Below are 16,133 nucleotides of genomic sequence, written 5' to 3' on the forward strand. Positions count from 1 at the left end.
AAACCCCAATTCCGAAATACTACAATGCAGCTCCTTCAATCAATGCACTATAAAACTCGCCAACGTCCATGCCTGCTGCCCTCACTTGTTGTGGAATCAAACTGGCTGCCGATTGACCTGGTGTGGTGTTGATCTCAATAAAGTAAAAGTCGTTGCTGCCTTCCAATAAGATAAAGTCGATCCTTGCCATGCCGCGGCAGTTAAGACGGGTATATACTTCGGTAACTATGCCGGCAATTTCATGGACCTTTTCAGGAGACAGATCTGCCGGGGTTATTTCCTGTGTTACGCCCGATGTATATTTTGCCTCGTAATCAAAAAAGTCTTTTGATGTGATAATCTCGGTGGCAGGCAATACTTTTATTTTGCCGTGCAAGCGGGCTATACCAATGCTAAATTCCCGGCCCTTAATAAATTCTTCAACCAACACCTGTGCATCTTCCTGGAAGGCGCGGTTCAATGCTTCGGGCAAACCTGCTATATTTTGCACTTTGCTCATGCCTACACTGCTACCGCCATTGTTAGGCTTAACAAATAATGGGAATTTAAGGTTAGCTGCTATGGTAGCCACATCATGCACATCGCGCTCAAATAAGCGCATGGAATGGGCGGTATGCAAACCATGAATACCATTTACAATAGCTTTGGTATAAGCCTTGTTCATGGTAATAGCCGATGTTGTAGCATCGCACGTATTATACGGGATACCCAACATATCAAAATAGCCTTGTAGCTTACCATCTTCGCCGGGAGTACCGTGAATGGTGATAAAAGCAAAATCAAATTTTATCTTTTCCTGGTTTAGGGTGATCGTAAAATCATTTTTATCTACATCAACCGTGGCGTCATCGGCCTCAAAAAACCACCTGTCGCGGGTAATCAATATAGTATAAACTTTGTAATTACTGTTTGATGCAAGGTTTGCAGCAATGTTCTTTGCACTGTTCAGGGATACTTCATATTCGCCGGTAAAGCCTCCGGCCAAAAGGGCTATATTCTTCATGATTATGGTCAGAAAGTCCGAAAGTCGGTAAAGTCCGAAAACCGGAAGCAGACCCCCAAATTTAGTAATTAGATGATGCGGTCATAATTTTTTCTAAACATCTCATCAATTAAATCAATCAGAAACTAACTGTCTGATTTACGCACTTTACCGACTTTCGGGCAACTTTAAAACTTTACGGCTAACAAAATAATTCCTATGTTTGATACTTAATTAAAAGGTTTACCCTTACATATACTGATGAGCAAATTTGGGGCTTACTTAAAATCAAAATCATTCCGGAATAACTTATTGATGGCTATTGTAACCGTGATAGCCGTTGTCTTAATAGCATTTTTCAGTCTTGGTTATTACACCCGCCACGGATCGGGCATACCTGTACCAAAGCTTAAAGGCCTTACTATTGATAAGGCTATGGATATCTTAAAAGAACAGGGATTTGGCTATAAAATAGACTCCGTTTACGTACAGGACGTAGCACCAGGCACCATCGTTGAACAGGATCCTGATCCGGGTACCAACGTTAAGGAAAACAGGGTAATTTATCTTACCATGGTAACCCTTCAGGCACCACCTGTAAGCCTGCCCGACCTTGAACAAAGCAATTACCGCGAAGCCATCGCTACCATATCAAATTACGGTTTAAAAGTAGGTGACACTACCTATCGATCAGATATTGCCCGCGACAGAATTCTTGAAGTACGTTTTGGCGGACAGGTGATAAAACCGGGAACCAAGCTCCCTAAGGGTTCCAAAATAGATTTGGTTTTGGGCGATGGCGAAGGCGCGAGCGAAGTGGAAATACCAGAATTGGTAAACCTTGACCTTGATGCTGCACGCTTTGCCATAAAAGGTGCAGGGCTAACGGTTGGCATTATTACTTATCAGGGCTCCATTACTGATTCGACTAATGTGGTTGTAGTTTCACAATACCCAATGAAAACCGACTCGTTAAGCAAAACCAGTATTGGTACGCGTATAAACCTAACTGTTTCACAAGGCACAAAAACAGATGCAGCCCCACCGGCAAATTAAAGCTACCGAACTGCTTGAACGTTTAAGTGAAGGTGAAAACCTTAATCTGATTGACGTGCGCGAGGTTATTGAGTACCACACCTACAATATTGGTGGTGATAATATTCCGCTGTCAAGCCTGGAACGTAAGCTTAACGGTTTAACTTACAACAAAACCGATGAGATAATCGTTATCTGCAAAGTTGGTTTAAGGAGCGAAACGGCCCAAGCCATTTTAGAACAGCATGGCTATAGTAATGTGCGTAATTTACGCGGTGGGTTAATAGCTGTTCAAAAACTAAAATAAATACAATCTATTCAATATCATGACCGCGGAAAAACAAGGATCAGGCATGCTCAAGAAATTTACTATAGCACTGGTAATCGTTATCGTAGTGCTTTTAGGCTTTACAGGATTCAATTATTACCTAAAATACTTTGGCCCTAACGTAACCGATAAGCAGGAATATTTATACATCCACACGGGTGCAACTTTTAACGATGTTTTTAAAACTATCCAGGATGAGGGTATCGTTAAAGATACTGCTTCATTTGCGTGGGCTGCCCGTAATATGAATTATGTCGCCCGTGTTAAGCCGGGTAAATACCGCCTTCACGCAGGGCTGGGTAACCGTAAGCTTATTAATATGCTGGCATCGGGAACCCAGGAACCTGTTAAAGTTGAATTTCATGGCTTGAGGCTTAAAGAACAATTTGCCGGTTTTATCTCTAAAAAGATAGAACCCGATTCAATGGCGATTATCCGACTGCTCGATTCGGCAAGTTTTGTAAGTAAATATGGTTTTACTACTGATAATGTGTATACGGTGATGATGCCCGACTCGTACCAAATGTATTGGAATACAAGCCCTGAAAAATTCTTTACACGGATGTATGACCATTACCAGGCCTTTTGGACACCTGAACGCAAGAAACTGGCTGCTGCAATAAACCTTACTCCGCAGGAAGTATCTGTTTTGGCATCAATAGTTGATGCCGAAGCGCTGCATGACGATGAAATGCCTGCTGTCGCGGGCTTATATCTTAATCGTCTAAAAAAAGGGATGACACTGGATGCCGATCCTACTGTGATCTTCGCAATGAATGATTTTACTATAAAACGTGTACTCACCCGTTACCTTTCATACAATTCGCCATACAACACTTATCTGCATAAAGGTTTACCTCCGGGCCCTATCATGATGCCGTCAGTTAATGCTGTAAAAGCCGTGCTCAACTATCAAAAGAACGATTACATTTACATGTGCGCCAAAGCTGATTTTTCGGGGTACCATGCCTTTGCTACCAATGTGGCCGACCATTTGGTTAACGCACATAAATTTCAACAAGCCCTTAACGAACGTAATATCCTCAGGTAATGTTTGAGCACACCAGCAAAATACGGGTGCGCTACGGCGAAACCGATCAGATGGGCTATATGTACTACGGCAACTACGCCGAGTTTTATGAAGTTGGCCGTGTAGAAATGCTCCGCAGTCTCGGCCTTACTTATAAAGGTATGGAAGAATCGGGTATTATGATGCCGGTGCTTGAGCTTAAATGTAAGTACTTAAAACCTGCTTTGTATGACGAGGAGATCAGCATCAGGGTAATTATGGATAAATTGCCAGGTATCCGCATCCATTTCAAGTATGAGCTTACAAACCCTAAAGGCGAACTCATTAACACCGGCGAAACGCTATTGGTGTTCATCAATATGAAAAACAACCGCCCGTGCTTGCCGCCGCAGGATTTTACCGATAGATTAATGCCCTTTTTTAAGTAGATTTGGTGTAAATGAAATGGCTGCACCGCTTTTTATTACGATTTACGTTTTACAGGTACATCATTGAGTGGACAAAGTCTGTCATCATTCCGGGTTTCAGGCCATTGCCGCTATATACAGTTATTGATTTTTTTGTAAAAGAAATCACCAACAACTCACTCATTAATCGGGCTTATGCATTGGCATATAGCTTTATGCTGGCCATTTTTCCGGCAACGATCTTTTTGTTTACGCTTATCCCCTACGTACCTATTAAACATTTCAGGGGCAACTTGATGATGGTGCTGGCCTCTGTAATGCCTACAAACGCTTATATGGCTTTCAGGGAAACCCTTTTTGATATCGTAAGCAACCAAAATGGCAAGTTGCTTTCATTTGGTTTCCTGTCAACTTTATATTTTGCAACCAACGGAGTTATCAACCTGATGAAAGCCTTCAACAAATCTTCGCTGATTGAGGATAAACGAAGCTGGATTAAACGTAGGCTGGTAGCGACGGGGATTACCGTGGCCATCAGTTTTGCATTATTACTGGCAATCTCCATACTCATCCTGGGGCAGTCTGCTATCAAATTTATCCAATCGCACGTTGCATCCACAAATCACTTTTGGGTTTACCCGGTAATGCTGTTCAGGTGGGTGATTATTGTGGTGATTATTTTTGTGACTATCGGTTGCCTGTACCGTTACGCCCCTGCGCATAAAAAGAAATGGAACTTTGTAAATCCCGGTTCCATACTGGCTACAGCGCTGGCAGTTTTAACTTCGCTGGGGTTCTCTTATTACATCAACAATTTTTCATCATACAACAAAGTCTACGGGTCTATCGGTACGCTCATTGTGGTCATGATCTGGATGTACATAAACTCGTTAATTTTGATCATCGGGTTCGAATTAAATGCGTCGGTGGAGCTCTCCAAGCGCACAATTCGCATTGTAAAACCCAGATTTAACACTTTTAGGGCAAAAAAAACAGAGTAAACAAAAAATTAACTTTCTGTTAATCAGTAATTTATGTAGATTATTTAATTAAATTAAAAAAAGTGCAATTCAAATTTGCCAATTCGCTTCGGATTTGTACTTTTGTCGCCGGAGAGTTGGCAGAGTGGTCGATTGCGGCAGTCTTGAAAACTGTTGAACTGTGAAAGGTTCCTGGGGTTCGAATCCCTAACTCTCCGCCAAGTAATATTCACTTAGAATCAAAAGCGCTGTAAATGAATTACTTACGGCGCTTTTTTGTTTTTAACCCACACCAAGATAAACCAATAAATCGCTTTGTTCCAGTGACCTGCGGGTGACCTTTTTAGAGGTGAAACCGCTGGTCACCGGAATGCTTATAAGTTACTGTTATTGAGCCTGTTTAGTATTTAAACATCTTGATTACAGGAGGATATGTAACTAATTTTATTCACTTAAAAGCTTCAGCGATGAACAAATCTTTTAACCTCCTCTTTTACGTAAAGAGATCAAAAACAAATGCCGAAGGCCTCGCCCCTGTTTACCTGCGTATCACTATCGATGGCGTGCGCATCGAAGTCTCCTCTAAACGCTATGTCAACCCCGACAAATGGAATACAAACGCTCAAAAGTTAACCGGGAACAATGAGGAAACGAAAAGCATCAATGCTTACCTGAAAACATTAGAACACCAGGTGTACGATGTCCACCGGGATATGATAGAGCGTAAGTTGCTGATCACCGCTCCCAACTTAAAAGACAGACTTCTCGGCGGAAAACCATCACCCGGAAAAATGCTGGTGCCAATATTCCAGGAACATAACCGTCAGGTTGCTGCGCTTATTGGCAAAGAATATGCAAAGGGGACGCTTGATCGATACGAGACAAGTCTCAAACATACACAAGCATTCCTGCAATGGAAATTTAACTCCTGCGATATCGATATCCGGGCAATCGACCACGAGTTTATTATGGCTTATGATTTTTACTTACGTTCGGAAAGAAGTTGCAACAATAACTCAACTGTTAAGTATCTGAAGAACTTTAAAAAGATAATACTCATTTGTATCGCAAACGGATGGCTTGATAAAGATCCGTTTGTCAAATACAAACCCAAAGTTAAAGAGGTTAAACGCGATTTCTTAAACGCCGAAGAATTGGAAGTGATGGCCAATAAGAAACTTGTCAGCGACCGGGTATCACAGGTAAGGGATATTTTTCTTTTCAGTTGCTACACAGGCTTAGCTTATGCGGACGTTAAGAAATTAAAACGTTCAGAGATCGTAACCGGAATCGACGGGCAGAAATGGGTTTATACCAGTCGTCAGAAAACAGATACCTCTTCAAGAATCCCTTTACTTCCCCAAGCAATGGAATCAATGGCAAAATATGAAGACCACCCTCAATGTGTGAATGATGGTTTATTGCTTCCTGTATTGAGCAACCAAAAGATGAATAGCTATCTGAAGGAAATAGCCGATGCCTGCGGCATCAACAAGGAATTGACTTACCACATAGCCCGCCATACTTTTGCAACGACTGTAACACTTGCAAATGGCGTTTCTATCGAAAGTGTATCTAAGATGCTCGGCCATACCAATATCAAAACAACCCAGCACTATGCGAAAATCCTAGATATGAAAGTGGCGCAGGACATGTCTAAACTTAGGAAGCTTTATTAGCGCTTGAATTAATCATCAACCTTGCGGTTATTGTTTAGCTGCAAGGTTAGTCATTTACATGTTTAATAAGGAATAGATGAACCAGCAAAAAAACAATCAAAGTAATGGACTGAGTGAAGCTTCTGAAAGGTCAGCTGAACAGAACAAATGGAGGCATGAAAGTTTAATCAACAGCGAGAAAAACGTTAAAAATTATCCAAAAGTTTGTCTCCCAGATCACGCTTCACAACTTGTACAGATCAGCTTAAAACTGGACAAGTTGAACAATCGTCAAGCGGATAAGCAATTAGAACTCGCTGTAGATAGCTTCGATAAAAAGCTTGACAAAGTGCTTCAATCCTATTCAAAAAAAGTAAAACTGAAGATTCTAATTGTTTATTTCGGCTTGGTTACAGCCACTGCAATTTCCTTTGGATTTGCAGTGGCCTTAAAAATAGAGACCAATGTGCTGATGGAGTTATTACAAAAAAATGCAGATAACTTGAATAAACCGACAGCTACCCAATCACAGTCATTTAATCCGACGCTGTCTGATATGCCAATCAGACAACGAAGAGAACGTCACCGTCACGTTATTATTAAATAGTAATTTGTAAGACTATGTATAAAACACTAAATTTGAAAGAGTTCGTCACTCAGGACACATTTAATATTGTTTACGACGACCAACAAAAAGCAACAGCTGTTCTTGTCCCTGTAAGCCATTGGCACCCGGCAAAGGCAGCTGAATTACAATTGCTAATGGAACAACTAACCTACATACCCGTTTTTGAATGTTCTCTAAAAGAGATCGAAGAGCGGTTGTGCCCTGAAATCCAAAACGTAGAATTCGAAAACACACGTCTGGGACACTATAATGTTTACGAGCCTGCCGAAAATCAAGAGCATAAAAATCATGTAATCCGTGAATATGCCGATCACCGCGAGTTGGTGGAGGTAGATGTCAACACAGGCAAAAGCCAGATAATTAGCAGGAAATTTTAATGGATCAGCCGGAACTGTTTGTTTTTGCCGGGCCCAACGGAGCTGGTAAAAGCACGCTGTCATCCTCTATGGTGCCACCTGGCACCCCTATTTTTGATGGCGATAAGGAATTTATACTGCTTAAAAAGCAATTTCCGGGGTTAGACAGTGGTAATCTATATGATGCGGTTAACGGGCATATATTTTCGGATTGGAAAGAAACCATGCAAAACAGAAATACAACCTGTGCTTTCGAAACTAATTTCCGAACAGAAGATATCATGAAATCAGTCAATGAATTTAAGATCAATGGCTATAGTACCCGATTGTTTTTCTTTGGCCTGGATGATATTGCCATGTCTTTTGAACGTGTACTCTTAAGAGTAGCCAAAGGCGGTCATGACGTATCAGCAGATAACATCAAAGCAAATTATAAAGAGTCTTTAATTAATCTGCAAAAGTATTACCATGCTTTTGAGCAGGTTATTTTAATGAAAGCCGCATCTAAGGAAAACGGACAGGGCGTTTCAGTTTATCTAAAATTTGCCGGTGGTAAGATTATCGATGAATCTGTTAATTTACCCCATTGGGTCAATCGCATTGCGATAGATATGAGAACATTTGTAAAGCAAATGAAAGTGCAACAAGATATAGTCCCCCCCAAACATACTCAGAATCCTGGGCGTTCATTGGGCAGTGGTGGAGTTAAGCGTTAATTTGAGGTGGGAATTAGGATATCAAGCATTTCCCATATATTCCATTGTGCAAGCTAAGTCATTCACCGCTTAAACAACCGGAGCTGTTAGCAGGAAAACTGTCAAGGGCCGGCGATAGCCGGTTTACATGCCCTTGACGGTTTTTCTGCGTAGCTAATTTTGTGACTGCGGTGCTGTGACTAACCCATAGCCTGTGGGCGAGAAAGGCAGGTGTGTATGAGGAACGAATACACTCCTGCATGTGCGGTGGCGAGGCTGGCGGCGTAATGGAACCCGGAGCGAAACGCGTGGTGTAATGCAGCCGCCTGCCGCAGCCGCATGGCCGTCCGCTCCTATCAAAAAAGAAAACAGGGCAAACGTATTCATTTAGCCGATCTTACTTTGTTCAGGTTATCCCTCGCCGCTTTCTGATCCTTGTCTGCCTGATCGGCAATAGCTTTAGCGGCAGCAATAGCCTGTTGTTTCTCTATCGCCTTTTCAGCCTTAGCGATAAAAGCATCCGGATCATCCTTTAACTCTGTAATAATTGTTTCCGCAGTTTTAGGATACATCGCCCTAACCAGCCAGAAATTATAAGCCTCCTCGTTTAACCGGTCGTTTTGTTGGTTAAGATATAAAGCTGTGCCAAATGATCCGGCAGTAACAACAAAAGCTACCACAACTCCGATAATCAGGCTTTTTGACCATGCCCCGAAATGATGATGATTTTTGACACCGATCACTTTAGGCACCCTCGAAACCACATCTTTTAATTCATCCATCTGTTGCTGGATCTTTTTATCATCGTAACGCTTATTGGCCGTTTCGATCTTGATGGTTATCCGGTCTAATGTTTCCTTGTATTGCTGTAAAAAACTCTTTAGAAAGTCGGGCATTTCGGTTTCTATTATTGCAATACTTTGAATGAACCCCTGTATCAGTTCCTCCAACATCGTTACTTTTTCTTCCAGTTCTTCCTGTTGCATAATTCCTGAATTTGAATAGTTAAATAATCATTTTGCAATCACGCTACCTGGTGATCCTTTGTGACTGCGAATGCTCTGCTTCATGTTTCTTTCGTTTCCTTTTGGCTATATCCGCATCCCCCATCGGATCGGGCGGACCGGCAACAAACTGCGGTTCCAGCAACGTTTCCAGTATGCCTTTACCGCCAGTTTGAACGTGTACCTCATCAGCCTCGCCATGCTGCTTGATCGCATCCCGTAACTGCTCGGCTAATGAAGGTGAATCTACTTTTCTTACTATATCTTCCTGCTGCGCCTGTAGATTCCGGTTAAGCTGCGTATTAATCCCGACATAGCTCAAACTCCGGTCAATAGCAGATCCTTTCATTTTGATATCGCCCTTTTCAAAAGAAATGCCCTGTACGTCATTGCTGCCGCTCCTATATTTATAAGCGATTCCAATACCCTGTTTTTGCAAATTCGCTTCCAGCTGTTTCCAGTCTCCTGACTGCTTAAGCGCAGCTTTAATCACATCAAAAAGTTCGTACCGGATTTTCTCTTTTCCTTTTAAGGCCTGCCTGTTCACCTGTTCTTTGCCTTCCCCTATATGATAGCTGTATTTCAGCGTGATCTCTTTGCAGGCTTTCACATTTTTCGCAAAATTATTTTTATCGGTAATGGTGTTGCCGTTATTATCTACCCTGTTATAGATCACATGTAAATGCGGATGCTCGCTGTCATGGTGACGAACTACAACAAACTGGGTATTACAGATACCCACTTTATCCATGTATTCTTTTGCCCGCTCCACCATAATTTGATCACTTAGCTTAGACAGATCTTCCTTGCTCCAGCTTAAAACCAGGTGCCCCACAGCTTTGCCTAATTCCGGCCTCATCTTTCGTTGCAGGTTAAAATCACGGGTGATCGTTCCTGCGTCCTGTATCCGCACGCCTTCGGCAGCAATGACCTTTGCATCCTGCTTATTTACTACATATCGGACACAGCCGCCAAAGCTTCGCCCGGTGATTGGTTTACCCATCATGGCCGCTGATCTTAGTTAACAAGTCCTCGATCTGTTTCAGCAAGGCCTGGCATTTCAGGGCGAGTGAGAAAAGCCCGGCCACATGGGCAAGGTGTGTCAGCTGGTTAAGGTTATTGGCAAGCCCCGCCAGCATCCTGAACCAACTTGTTTCTTCTACCGAAAATCGCGGGAAAACTTTCGCGCTTTTGGCAGCACTGCGGAACCATTCACTGGATTTTAATCCGGCCCTCTTTGCCCGCCCATCGATCAGAACACGTTCCGTCGGCGTTAACCGTACCATCAGAAAATCGCTCCTGCTTACTGTTTTCTTCGGTCTGCCGGGCAACCGCTTTTTCTGAGTTTTATCTTTTTCGGTTGATCCTGTCATAAAATCACGTTCTTAAAACTTCTTCCCAAACCGACCAACGGGAGCGAGTTACCGGATCACCCCGGCGGGGTGTATCCGGGTTTTTGTGAAGCAAAAACATTAACTCGCTCCCTTCGGGTCGTAGATCTCTCCGCCATATATCCAGCTATCTGTATATGTGCTGCATACCGCTTGCGGTATGCTATTCCAATGTTGCAAAACGAAGTTTTGCGCGGATTCAGACACCATGCTTTTTCGCCGCTGCTTGTGCTTCCAGCCAGTAAACCAGGCTGCCCTGCTTTGGGTGATAGGAAGGTTGATACCGGATATAACCACACTCATTCAGCTCCCTGATGCACTTATGGTAAGTGGCAATGGATGCTATCTTGGAAAACGCCATGAGGATTTTCCGGGTCACACTAAATGGGCTGATAAAACCGTTTCGCTGCCAGCAAACAAACAGACCGGTAAACAGGCTAAGGTGGGTTGGCAGCAAGCGATTATCTTTTTCCATCTGTTTAAGCAGGCTTGCAAAACCCGCCAGTTCTTTAACAATTTCCTTTTGCAGTTTCATTTGCCTTCTCCTTCCAGGATCTTGTTGATGTCTTCCAACTTATAGTACATGATGCTACCCACTTTGGTAAACCGCAGCGTACCGTTGATCCGAAGGTTTTGAAGCGTACCGGGCGATATCCCCAACAGTTTTCTAACCTCCACGCTCTTTAACCATTTTTTTGTACTGGCTTGTCCCGGCTGTATGATCCGTTTGATCTCGTTAAGCAGATCGCTTTTAAATTCCAGTAAATCCCCTTTGGTGATTAATTCCACATTCATCTGTTCCTCCTTGTTTAATTGTTAATGGTTTGTTGCATGGCATTAAGTACTTCACTTTTTCTGAAGTACACCCTTTTATGCAGGCGCAAATAGGGTAAGCCTTTTTTCATCCAATCGGTAAGCGTAACGAGAGACACGCCTAGTTCGGCGGCAAGTTCCTGCTTGGATAAAAGTCTTTCTGAGTTTGGCAGCTCGTTGCCGCCCGTTTTAAAATGTTCCTGTAGTTCTGCCCTCACTGCCTGGCGTATGCACAGGCTAAGAGCTTCTTGATTGATGATCTGCATAGCATTTGTTTTGGAACAAATGTGTGCGGTACAGAATAAATTTCTTGACCATGCAGAATTGCTTGGTTAAAATGGAGTAGTTTGGAAAAAGCTAAAGATGCTTATAACATACTGATTGACAAATTGATGCTATATTGGCGAATAGCTAATTACATTGCCAGCAAAAGAAAAATTAACTCCTCTTTTTCGCAGGATTGATCGTAAAAAGCTTGGATTTTGCAGGGATGTCGGCGTGTTTATCTCCGGGTTCGCGCTTGTCACTCGGGAAATAACGGCGTATGGTTTCATAATTGATCTCTTTGTCTCCCTCGCGGAAATACTTGCAGATCATTTTCATCCAAACACTCTGCGTCTGAGAAAACATCAGTTCTTTCCCTTCAGGTGTTTTAAGTTCCTGCATTTGCAAATGCAGGTGTAAAACGGTATTTCGGTAGCCCTCTGGGATATTGATATAGCCTTCAGTTTCAAAAGCCGTTGCTTTCTTGAGATCGGCTTTCAATCGAGTTACCTCTTGTTTAAGTGCGAATATTTCTGATTCCTGCTGCGCTATTACTGCATCATTTGATTTGTGAATGTTCCAACGGTCAAGCGAAATCAGCATTGACGTAAACTTTTGCAATCGTACGATTTCCCGCTCATTCCTTAAATGGTGCTCATCATAAACATTAGTACCTAACAACACCTTTAATTGCCTTTCAATGAGCGACCAAAAATATTTAAAGAAGATCTGTTCTTTACCATCTGGATGTTGGGACAGATAATAAGCCAGGTGGCGCTGGTAAAATTCATCTATGCGATCATCTCGAATGGTAAACACTCTTTTAAAAAAGTGTTTTAAAAAATGTGACCTGTCCCATTGTAAGGGATTTCCAATATCAAGACTATCTTTTGAAAAATCAAAGCGGTCGCGAGGCTTGAAGTAAGTGACGCTCATAGACAGGTGATTTATTCAAAAATAAGTTTTTCTGCGTTCGGAAAAAAAATTAAAAGAAAGTAACATGTTAAATACTCAAGAGCTTTTCTAAGTTTATTTGTGGCAATAGATATAAGCAAAAAGGTATCATTAAAAAATCTCTCGCGCACCAAGGTCTGATCTATAACGATGTGCTTAGTAAGGTATCGCAAAGGAACAACTGTCAGGATTCGTCGGCCATCGTAAATTTAGCGCAATGATCGCTGATCAGCAATTGCTCGCGCTAGTTTTTCCTCCGGTCTTTAAATTACACATAGAAATAAACACCTTCAATTTGCCACGATCTGCTCGGTTAAGTCCCGCAATTCGTGGGGAATCGGTCTAAAAATAATGCGTAAAATAACTGATTTTAAAATTGTAAAAATGATAATCACTGCGCAAGGTATCCCCCATCAATGTTATAGTACGAGCCGGTAACAAATGATGACTTGTCGCAATTAAGCCATAAAGATAGCTCAGCGACTTCTTCCGGTTTACCCAGCCGTCCCATTGGATGCATGCCTTTCACTTTATCCATAGTTCCCTTATCCAAGATGTTTAGCATCGGCGTTAGTATATAGCCGGGACCTACGGAATTTACGCGAACACCCTTGTCTGCATATTCAAGAGCAGCGGCCTCCGTCAAGCCAATAACTCCATGTTTAGCTGCTACATACGCAGCAGAACCTTTAGTTCCCACCTTTCCCAGAATAGAAGCCATATTAACGATGCTGCCACCTCCGGAGGCTATTAAAGCAGGAATCTGAAAATGCATGCCATAAAAAATGCCAGACAAGTTAGTGCTGATTACTTTGTCCCAACCATCGATAGGATAATCGCCAACGGTGTTTAATGGCCCCCCTATTCCTGAGTTGTTTACTACTACATGCAACCCACCAAACTGATGAACAGTTCTGTCAACCATTTTTTTGTGTTCATGTGGCAGAGAAGTATCGGCTTTAACAAAAATAGAATCGCCACCGAACGCTTTTATGCGCTGAACAGTTTCCATCCCTCTCGGTTCATCAATGTCAGAAACAACAATTCTGGCGCCTTCTGAAGCGTATAAAATTGCTATAGCCTTGCCTATGCCCGAACCAGCTCCGGTAATCAAGGCGACTTTGTTCTCTAAAATCCTCATTCTGTATTATTTAAAAGTTAATCATCGTTCTATAGTCTATTTTAAGCGTTCCATCTGCTTTTTTGAGGTTTGATTTACACTTCCCACCGCCAATTTTTTATCTCAGGCATATCTTCTCCATAAGCACAGATAAATTGTTTATGCTCAACTAGCTTATCCATTAACTTCTGTTTTAAATATGTGCCTTTACTGCCAAGGGTAGCCACGCGGTCAATAACATCGATAGTTAGATGAAACCTGTCCATTTCATTTAAAACAGTCATATCAAACGAGGTAGTAATTGTACCTTCTTCCTTGTATCCCCTTACATGAATGTTGTTGTTATTGGTACGGTTATAGGTAAGCCGGTGAATTAGCCAGGGGTAACCATGAAAAGCAAAAATCACAGGTTTATTAGTCGTAAATAGAGAGTCGAAGTCATGATCACTCAGGCCATGTGGATGCCCGGATTGCTTTTCGAGCTTCAAAAGGTCAACTACGTTAATCACCCTTATTTTTAAATTCGGCAGGTGCTCCCTTAAAATGGATACCGAGGCAAGGGTTTCGAGCGTTGGAATATCTCCGCAACATGCCATCACTACATCCGGATCGCAATCCAGATCGTTACTTGCCCAATCCCAAATCCCGATGCCTCTTGTACAATGATCTACAGCATTCTTCATATTTAACCATTGCGGCGAAGGGTGTTTCCCGGCAACTACAACATTTACGTAATGGCTGCTCCGCAGGCAATGATCCATTACAGACAGCAGGCAATTAGAATCGGGCGGTAGGTAAACTCTCACAATCTCTGATTTTTTATTGATCACATGATCTATAAAACCAGGGTCCTGATGGGTAAAACCGTTATGGTCCTGACGCCAAACGGTAGATGTAAGTAGGATATTTAATGACGCTATCTTTCTTCGCCATGGGATCTCGCTGGTCATCTTGAGCCATTTGGCATGCTGATTAAACATCGAATCTACAATATGGATAAATGCTTCATAGCAGTTAAACAGTCCATGCCTGCCGGTAAGCAGGTATCCTTCCAGCCAGCCTTCGCATTGATGTTCACTCAACATTTCCATTACCCTTCCGGTTGCAGCCAAGTATTCATCATTTGAATCAACATCGGCATTCCATTGCCTGTTGGTTACTTCAAAAACAGCTTCCAGTTTATTCGAAACCGTTTCATCCGGACCAAAAACGCGGAAATTTTGAGGATTAAGGGATATAACGTCCCGTAGAAAACGTCCGGATACGTGTACATCACCCTCCCCCGCAACACCAGAGGCAGGTACATTTACGGCGTATTGCTGAAAATCCGGAAGGCGCAGTTCTTTCAACAAAAGTCCGCCGTTAGCATGAGGATTTGCCCCCATTCGCCGGTTGCCCTTCGGTGCTATCTCTGCAATTTCCTTCTTCAACCTGCCATTTACATCAAACAACTCCCCGGGCCTATAGCTTTTCAACCAGCTTTCAAGCATTTGTAAATGATTACCAGATGCTGATGAAACCGTAAGAGGGATTTGATGTGAGCGGAATGTACCTTCTATTTGTTTGCCGTCAACTATTTTAGGCCCTGTCCAGCCTTTGGGTGACCGAAGAATAACCATCGGCCATTTTGGCCTCTCCATTCCGGGGTGTTCTGCGGCATTATATTTAATTTGCTTGAGGTAGTGTATCGCTTGCTCTAAAGCTGCCGCCATAGCTTGGTGCATAAATTCAGGATCTGATCCTTCAACAAATATCGGGCTATAACCATAACCTTGAAATAGTTGTTCCAGCTCATCATGAGGTAAACGGGCCAATACGGTAGGGTTGGATATCTTATAACCGTTCAAGTGCAAAATGGGCAATACGGCGCCATCTGTAAGCGGATTTAGAAACTTGTTAGAGTGCCAGGCAGTTGCAAGCGGCCCTGTTTCGGCCTCGCCATCGCCAACAACACAGGCAACGATTAAATCGGGGTTATCAAGTACAGCACCGAACGCGTGACTTAACGAATAACCAAGCTCTCCACCTTCGTGCATCGATCCCGGTGTTTGCGGCGACGCGTGACTGGAAATACCGCCGGGGAATGAGAACTGTTTGAATAGTTTTTTCATCCCTGCTTTATCCTGGCTAACTTCGGGATATATTTCACTATAGGTACCCTCAAGGTAGGTGCCTGCAACTACGGCAGGCCCCCCGTGCCCGGGACCGGAAATATAAAGCATGTTTAGCTCATACCGATTAATAAGCCTGTTAAGGTGTGTGTATATAAAGTTTTGACCAGGTGTGGTTCCCCAGTGCCCCAATTGCATCTTTTTTATATGCTCCATTTTTAAAGGCTCATCCAGCAGCGGATTATCGCACAGGTAAAGCTGGCCAACAGATAAATAATTTGCTGCACGCCAATACGCATCCAATTTTGTTAAACAATCATCGGTTAACGGCGCATTCTCGTTTTTGGTAATATCAGTTATCATTTTCATCTCTTAAT

General features: G+C 42.6%; 19 protein-coding genes and 1 tRNA gene. 10 read left to right on the forward strand and 10 right to left on the reverse strand.

Annotated features, from left to right (window positions below; genetic code table 11):
* Positions 1 to 19 precede the first annotated feature (19 nt).
* Complete coding sequence (locus tag BMX50_RS02460) at positions 20 to 1,003, reverse strand: D-alanine--D-alanine ligase (RefSeq protein WP_091207166.1); 984 nt, start codon at positions 1,001 to 1,003, stop codon at positions 20 to 22.
* 240 nt (positions 1,004 to 1,243) lie between these two features.
* On the opposite strand from BMX50_RS02460, the gene BMX50_RS02465 reads away from it, so the two are divergent.
* The 10 genes from BMX50_RS02465 (at position 1,244) to BMX50_RS02510 (ending at position 8,120) form a co-directional block, all read left to right on the forward strand.
* Positions 1,244 to 2,038 carry a PASTA domain-containing protein gene (locus tag BMX50_RS02465; protein ID WP_091207168.1) on the forward strand — a complete coding sequence of 265 codons (795 nt, stop codon included), beginning with the start codon at positions 1,244 to 1,246 and terminating at the stop codon, positions 2,036 to 2,038.
* Complete coding sequence (locus BMX50_RS02470; RefSeq protein ID WP_091207176.1) at positions 2,016 to 2,324, forward strand: rhodanese-like domain-containing protein; 309 nt, start codon at positions 2,016 to 2,018, stop codon at positions 2,322 to 2,324. The genes BMX50_RS02465 and BMX50_RS02470 overlap by 23 nt, the downstream gene beginning before the upstream one ends.
* A 19-nt stretch (positions 2,325 to 2,343) precedes the next feature.
* Positions 2,344 to 3,396 carry an endolytic transglycosylase MltG gene (mltG, locus tag BMX50_RS02475; protein ID WP_091207179.1) on the forward strand — a complete coding sequence of 351 codons (1,053 nt, stop codon included), beginning with the start codon at positions 2,344 to 2,346 and terminating at the stop codon, positions 3,394 to 3,396.
* Positions 3,396 to 3,803, forward strand: a complete 408-nt coding sequence (locus tag BMX50_RS02480; protein WP_091207182.1) for an acyl-CoA thioesterase — start codon at positions 3,396 to 3,398, stop codon at positions 3,801 to 3,803. Before mltG ends, BMX50_RS02480 begins: the two co-directional genes overlap by 1 nt.
* 11 nt (positions 3,804 to 3,814) lie before the next feature.
* Entirely contained in the window at positions 3,815 to 4,783 is a 969-nt protein-coding gene (locus BMX50_RS02485) for a YihY/virulence factor BrkB family protein (RefSeq protein WP_091207187.1), read from the forward strand.
* A 110-nt stretch (positions 4,784 to 4,893) separates the two neighbouring features.
* A tRNA-Ser gene (locus BMX50_RS02490) sits at positions 4,894 to 4,983 on the forward strand.
* Positions 4,984 to 5,229: 246 nt separating this feature from the next.
* The gene (locus BMX50_RS02495) at positions 5,230 to 6,441 is read left to right on the forward strand and encodes a site-specific integrase (protein ID WP_091207189.1); all 1,212 of its coding nucleotides are present in this window, start codon (positions 5,230 to 5,232) and stop codon (positions 6,439 to 6,441) included.
* Between the two features lie 76 nt (positions 6,442 to 6,517).
* Positions 6,518 to 7,027 (forward strand): hypothetical protein, encoded by a 510-nt coding sequence (locus BMX50_RS02500; protein ID WP_091207193.1) that lies wholly within the window; start codon positions 6,518 to 6,520, stop codon positions 7,025 to 7,027.
* A 14-nt stretch (positions 7,028 to 7,041) separates the two neighbouring features.
* Positions 7,042 to 7,425: a hypothetical protein gene (locus BMX50_RS02505; protein ID WP_091207196.1), complete on the forward strand. Its 384-nt coding sequence runs from the start codon at positions 7,042 to 7,044 to the stop codon at positions 7,423 to 7,425.
* The gene (locus tag BMX50_RS02510) at positions 7,425 to 8,120 is read left to right on the forward strand and encodes an ATPase (RefSeq protein WP_091207199.1); all 696 of its coding nucleotides are present in this window, start codon (positions 7,425 to 7,427) and stop codon (positions 8,118 to 8,120) included. Before BMX50_RS02505 ends, BMX50_RS02510 begins: the two co-directional genes overlap by 1 nt.
* Before the next feature lie 362 nt (positions 8,121 to 8,482).
* On the opposite strand, the gene BMX50_RS02515 is transcribed toward BMX50_RS02510, so the two are convergent.
* The 9 genes from BMX50_RS02515 to BMX50_RS02555 all read right to left on the reverse strand — a co-directional run bounded on the left by BMX50_RS02515 (position 8,483) and on the right by BMX50_RS02555 (position 16,125).
* The gene (locus BMX50_RS02515; RefSeq protein WP_091207202.1) at positions 8,483 to 9,085 is read right to left on the reverse strand and encodes a hypothetical protein; all 603 of its coding nucleotides are present in this window, start codon (positions 9,083 to 9,085) and stop codon (positions 8,483 to 8,485) included.
* Between the two features lie 43 nt (positions 9,086 to 9,128).
* Complete coding sequence (locus tag BMX50_RS02520; protein WP_091207205.1) at positions 9,129 to 10,109, reverse strand: relaxase/mobilization nuclease domain-containing protein; 981 nt, start codon at positions 10,107 to 10,109, stop codon at positions 9,129 to 9,131.
* On the reverse strand, positions 10,099 to 10,476 hold the full coding sequence (locus BMX50_RS02525) for a MobC family plasmid mobilization relaxosome protein (RefSeq protein ID WP_091207207.1): 378 nt from the start codon (positions 10,474 to 10,476) through the stop codon (positions 10,099 to 10,101). Before BMX50_RS02525 ends, BMX50_RS02520 begins: the two co-directional genes overlap by 11 nt.
* Before the next feature lie 217 nt (positions 10,477 to 10,693).
* Complete coding sequence (locus tag BMX50_RS02530; protein ID WP_091207210.1) at positions 10,694 to 11,029, reverse strand: hypothetical protein; 336 nt, start codon at positions 11,027 to 11,029, stop codon at positions 10,694 to 10,696.
* A complete protein-coding gene (locus tag BMX50_RS02535) occupies positions 11,026 to 11,289 on the reverse strand; it encodes a helix-turn-helix domain-containing protein (protein ID WP_091207212.1) in 264 nt (87 codons plus the stop codon). The genes BMX50_RS02530 and BMX50_RS02535 overlap by 4 nt, the downstream gene beginning before the upstream one ends.
* Positions 11,290 to 11,303: 14 nt before the next feature.
* Positions 11,304 to 11,573 carry a helix-turn-helix transcriptional regulator gene (locus BMX50_RS02540; protein WP_091207215.1) on the reverse strand — a complete coding sequence of 90 codons (270 nt, stop codon included), beginning with the start codon at positions 11,571 to 11,573 and terminating at the stop codon, positions 11,304 to 11,306.
* A 172-nt stretch (positions 11,574 to 11,745) separates the two neighbouring features.
* Positions 11,746 to 12,507, reverse strand: coding sequence for a hypothetical protein (locus BMX50_RS02545; protein WP_091207218.1), 762 nt, complete (start codon positions 12,505 to 12,507; stop codon positions 11,746 to 11,748).
* A 409-nt stretch (positions 12,508 to 12,916) separates the two neighbouring features.
* On the reverse strand, positions 12,917 to 13,666 hold the full coding sequence (locus tag BMX50_RS02550) for an SDR family NAD(P)-dependent oxidoreductase (protein WP_208864624.1): 750 nt from the start codon (positions 13,664 to 13,666) through the stop codon (positions 12,917 to 12,919).
* 74 nt (positions 13,667 to 13,740) lie between these two features.
* The gene (locus BMX50_RS02555; protein ID WP_244280819.1) at positions 13,741 to 16,125 is read right to left on the reverse strand and encodes a phosphoketolase family protein; all 2,385 of its coding nucleotides are present in this window, start codon (positions 16,123 to 16,125) and stop codon (positions 13,741 to 13,743) included.
* Between the last annotated feature and the right edge of the window lie 8 nt (positions 16,126 to 16,133).

It is taken from the genome of Mucilaginibacter gossypiicola (genome assembly GCF_900110105.1).
Lineage (GTDB): Bacteria > Bacteroidota > Bacteroidia > Sphingobacteriales > Sphingobacteriaceae > Mucilaginibacter > Mucilaginibacter gossypiicola.

Excerpts from the sequence above, each read along its gene's own strand:
- BMX50_RS02515 (WP_091207202.1), bottom strand. The coding sequence starts at position 9,085 with ATGCAACAGGAAGAACTGGAAGAAAAAGTAACGATGTTGGAGGAACTG.
- BMX50_RS02550 (WP_208864624.1), bottom strand. The coding sequence starts at position 13,666 with ATGAGGATTTTAGAGAACAAAGTCGCCTTGATTACCGGAGCTGGTTCG.
- mltG (WP_091207179.1), top strand. The coding sequence starts at position 2,344 with ATGACCGCGGAAAAACAAGGATCAGGCATGCTCAAGAAATTTACTATA.
- BMX50_RS02555 (WP_244280819.1), bottom strand. The coding sequence starts at position 16,125 with ATGAAAATGATAACTGATATTACCAAAAACGAGAATGCGCCGTTAACC.
- BMX50_RS02485 (WP_091207187.1), top strand. The coding sequence starts at position 3,815 with ATGAAATGGCTGCACCGCTTTTTATTACGATTTACGTTTTACAGGTAC.
- BMX50_RS02530 (WP_091207210.1), bottom strand. The coding sequence starts at position 11,029 with ATGAAACTGCAAAAGGAAATTGTTAAAGAACTGGCGGGTTTTGCAAGC.
- BMX50_RS02520 (WP_091207205.1), bottom strand. The coding sequence starts at position 10,109 with ATGATGGGTAAACCAATCACCGGGCGAAGCTTTGGCGGCTGTGTCCGA.
- BMX50_RS02540 (WP_091207215.1), bottom strand. The coding sequence starts at position 11,573 with ATGCAGATCATCAATCAAGAAGCTCTTAGCCTGTGCATACGCCAGGCA.
- BMX50_RS02535 (WP_091207212.1), bottom strand. The coding sequence starts at position 11,289 with ATGAATGTGGAATTAATCACCAAAGGGGATTTACTGGAATTTAAAAGC.
- BMX50_RS02545 (WP_091207218.1), bottom strand. The coding sequence starts at position 12,507 with ATGAGCGTCACTTACTTCAAGCCTCGCGACCGCTTTGATTTTTCAAAA.
- BMX50_RS02510 (WP_091207199.1), top strand. The coding sequence starts at position 7,425 with ATGGATCAGCCGGAACTGTTTGTTTTTGCCGGGCCCAACGGAGCTGGT.
- BMX50_RS02525 (WP_091207207.1), bottom strand. The coding sequence starts at position 10,476 with ATGACAGGATCAACCGAAAAAGATAAAACTCAGAAAAAGCGGTTGCCC.
- BMX50_RS02480 (WP_091207182.1), top strand. The coding sequence starts at position 3,396 with ATGTTTGAGCACACCAGCAAAATACGGGTGCGCTACGGCGAAACCGAT.
- BMX50_RS02470 (WP_091207176.1), top strand. The coding sequence starts at position 2,016 with ATGCAGCCCCACCGGCAAATTAAAGCTACCGAACTGCTTGAACGTTTA.
- BMX50_RS02465 (WP_091207168.1), top strand. The coding sequence starts at position 1,244 with ATGAGCAAATTTGGGGCTTACTTAAAATCAAAATCATTCCGGAATAAC.
- BMX50_RS02495 (WP_091207189.1), top strand. The coding sequence starts at position 5,230 with ATGAACAAATCTTTTAACCTCCTCTTTTACGTAAAGAGATCAAAAACA.
- BMX50_RS02505 (WP_091207196.1), top strand. The coding sequence starts at position 7,042 with ATGTATAAAACACTAAATTTGAAAGAGTTCGTCACTCAGGACACATTT.
- BMX50_RS02460 (WP_091207166.1), bottom strand. The coding sequence starts at position 1,003 with ATGAAGAATATAGCCCTTTTGGCCGGAGGCTTTACCGGCGAATATGAA.
- BMX50_RS02500 (WP_091207193.1), top strand. The coding sequence starts at position 6,518 with ATGAACCAGCAAAAAAACAATCAAAGTAATGGACTGAGTGAAGCTTCT.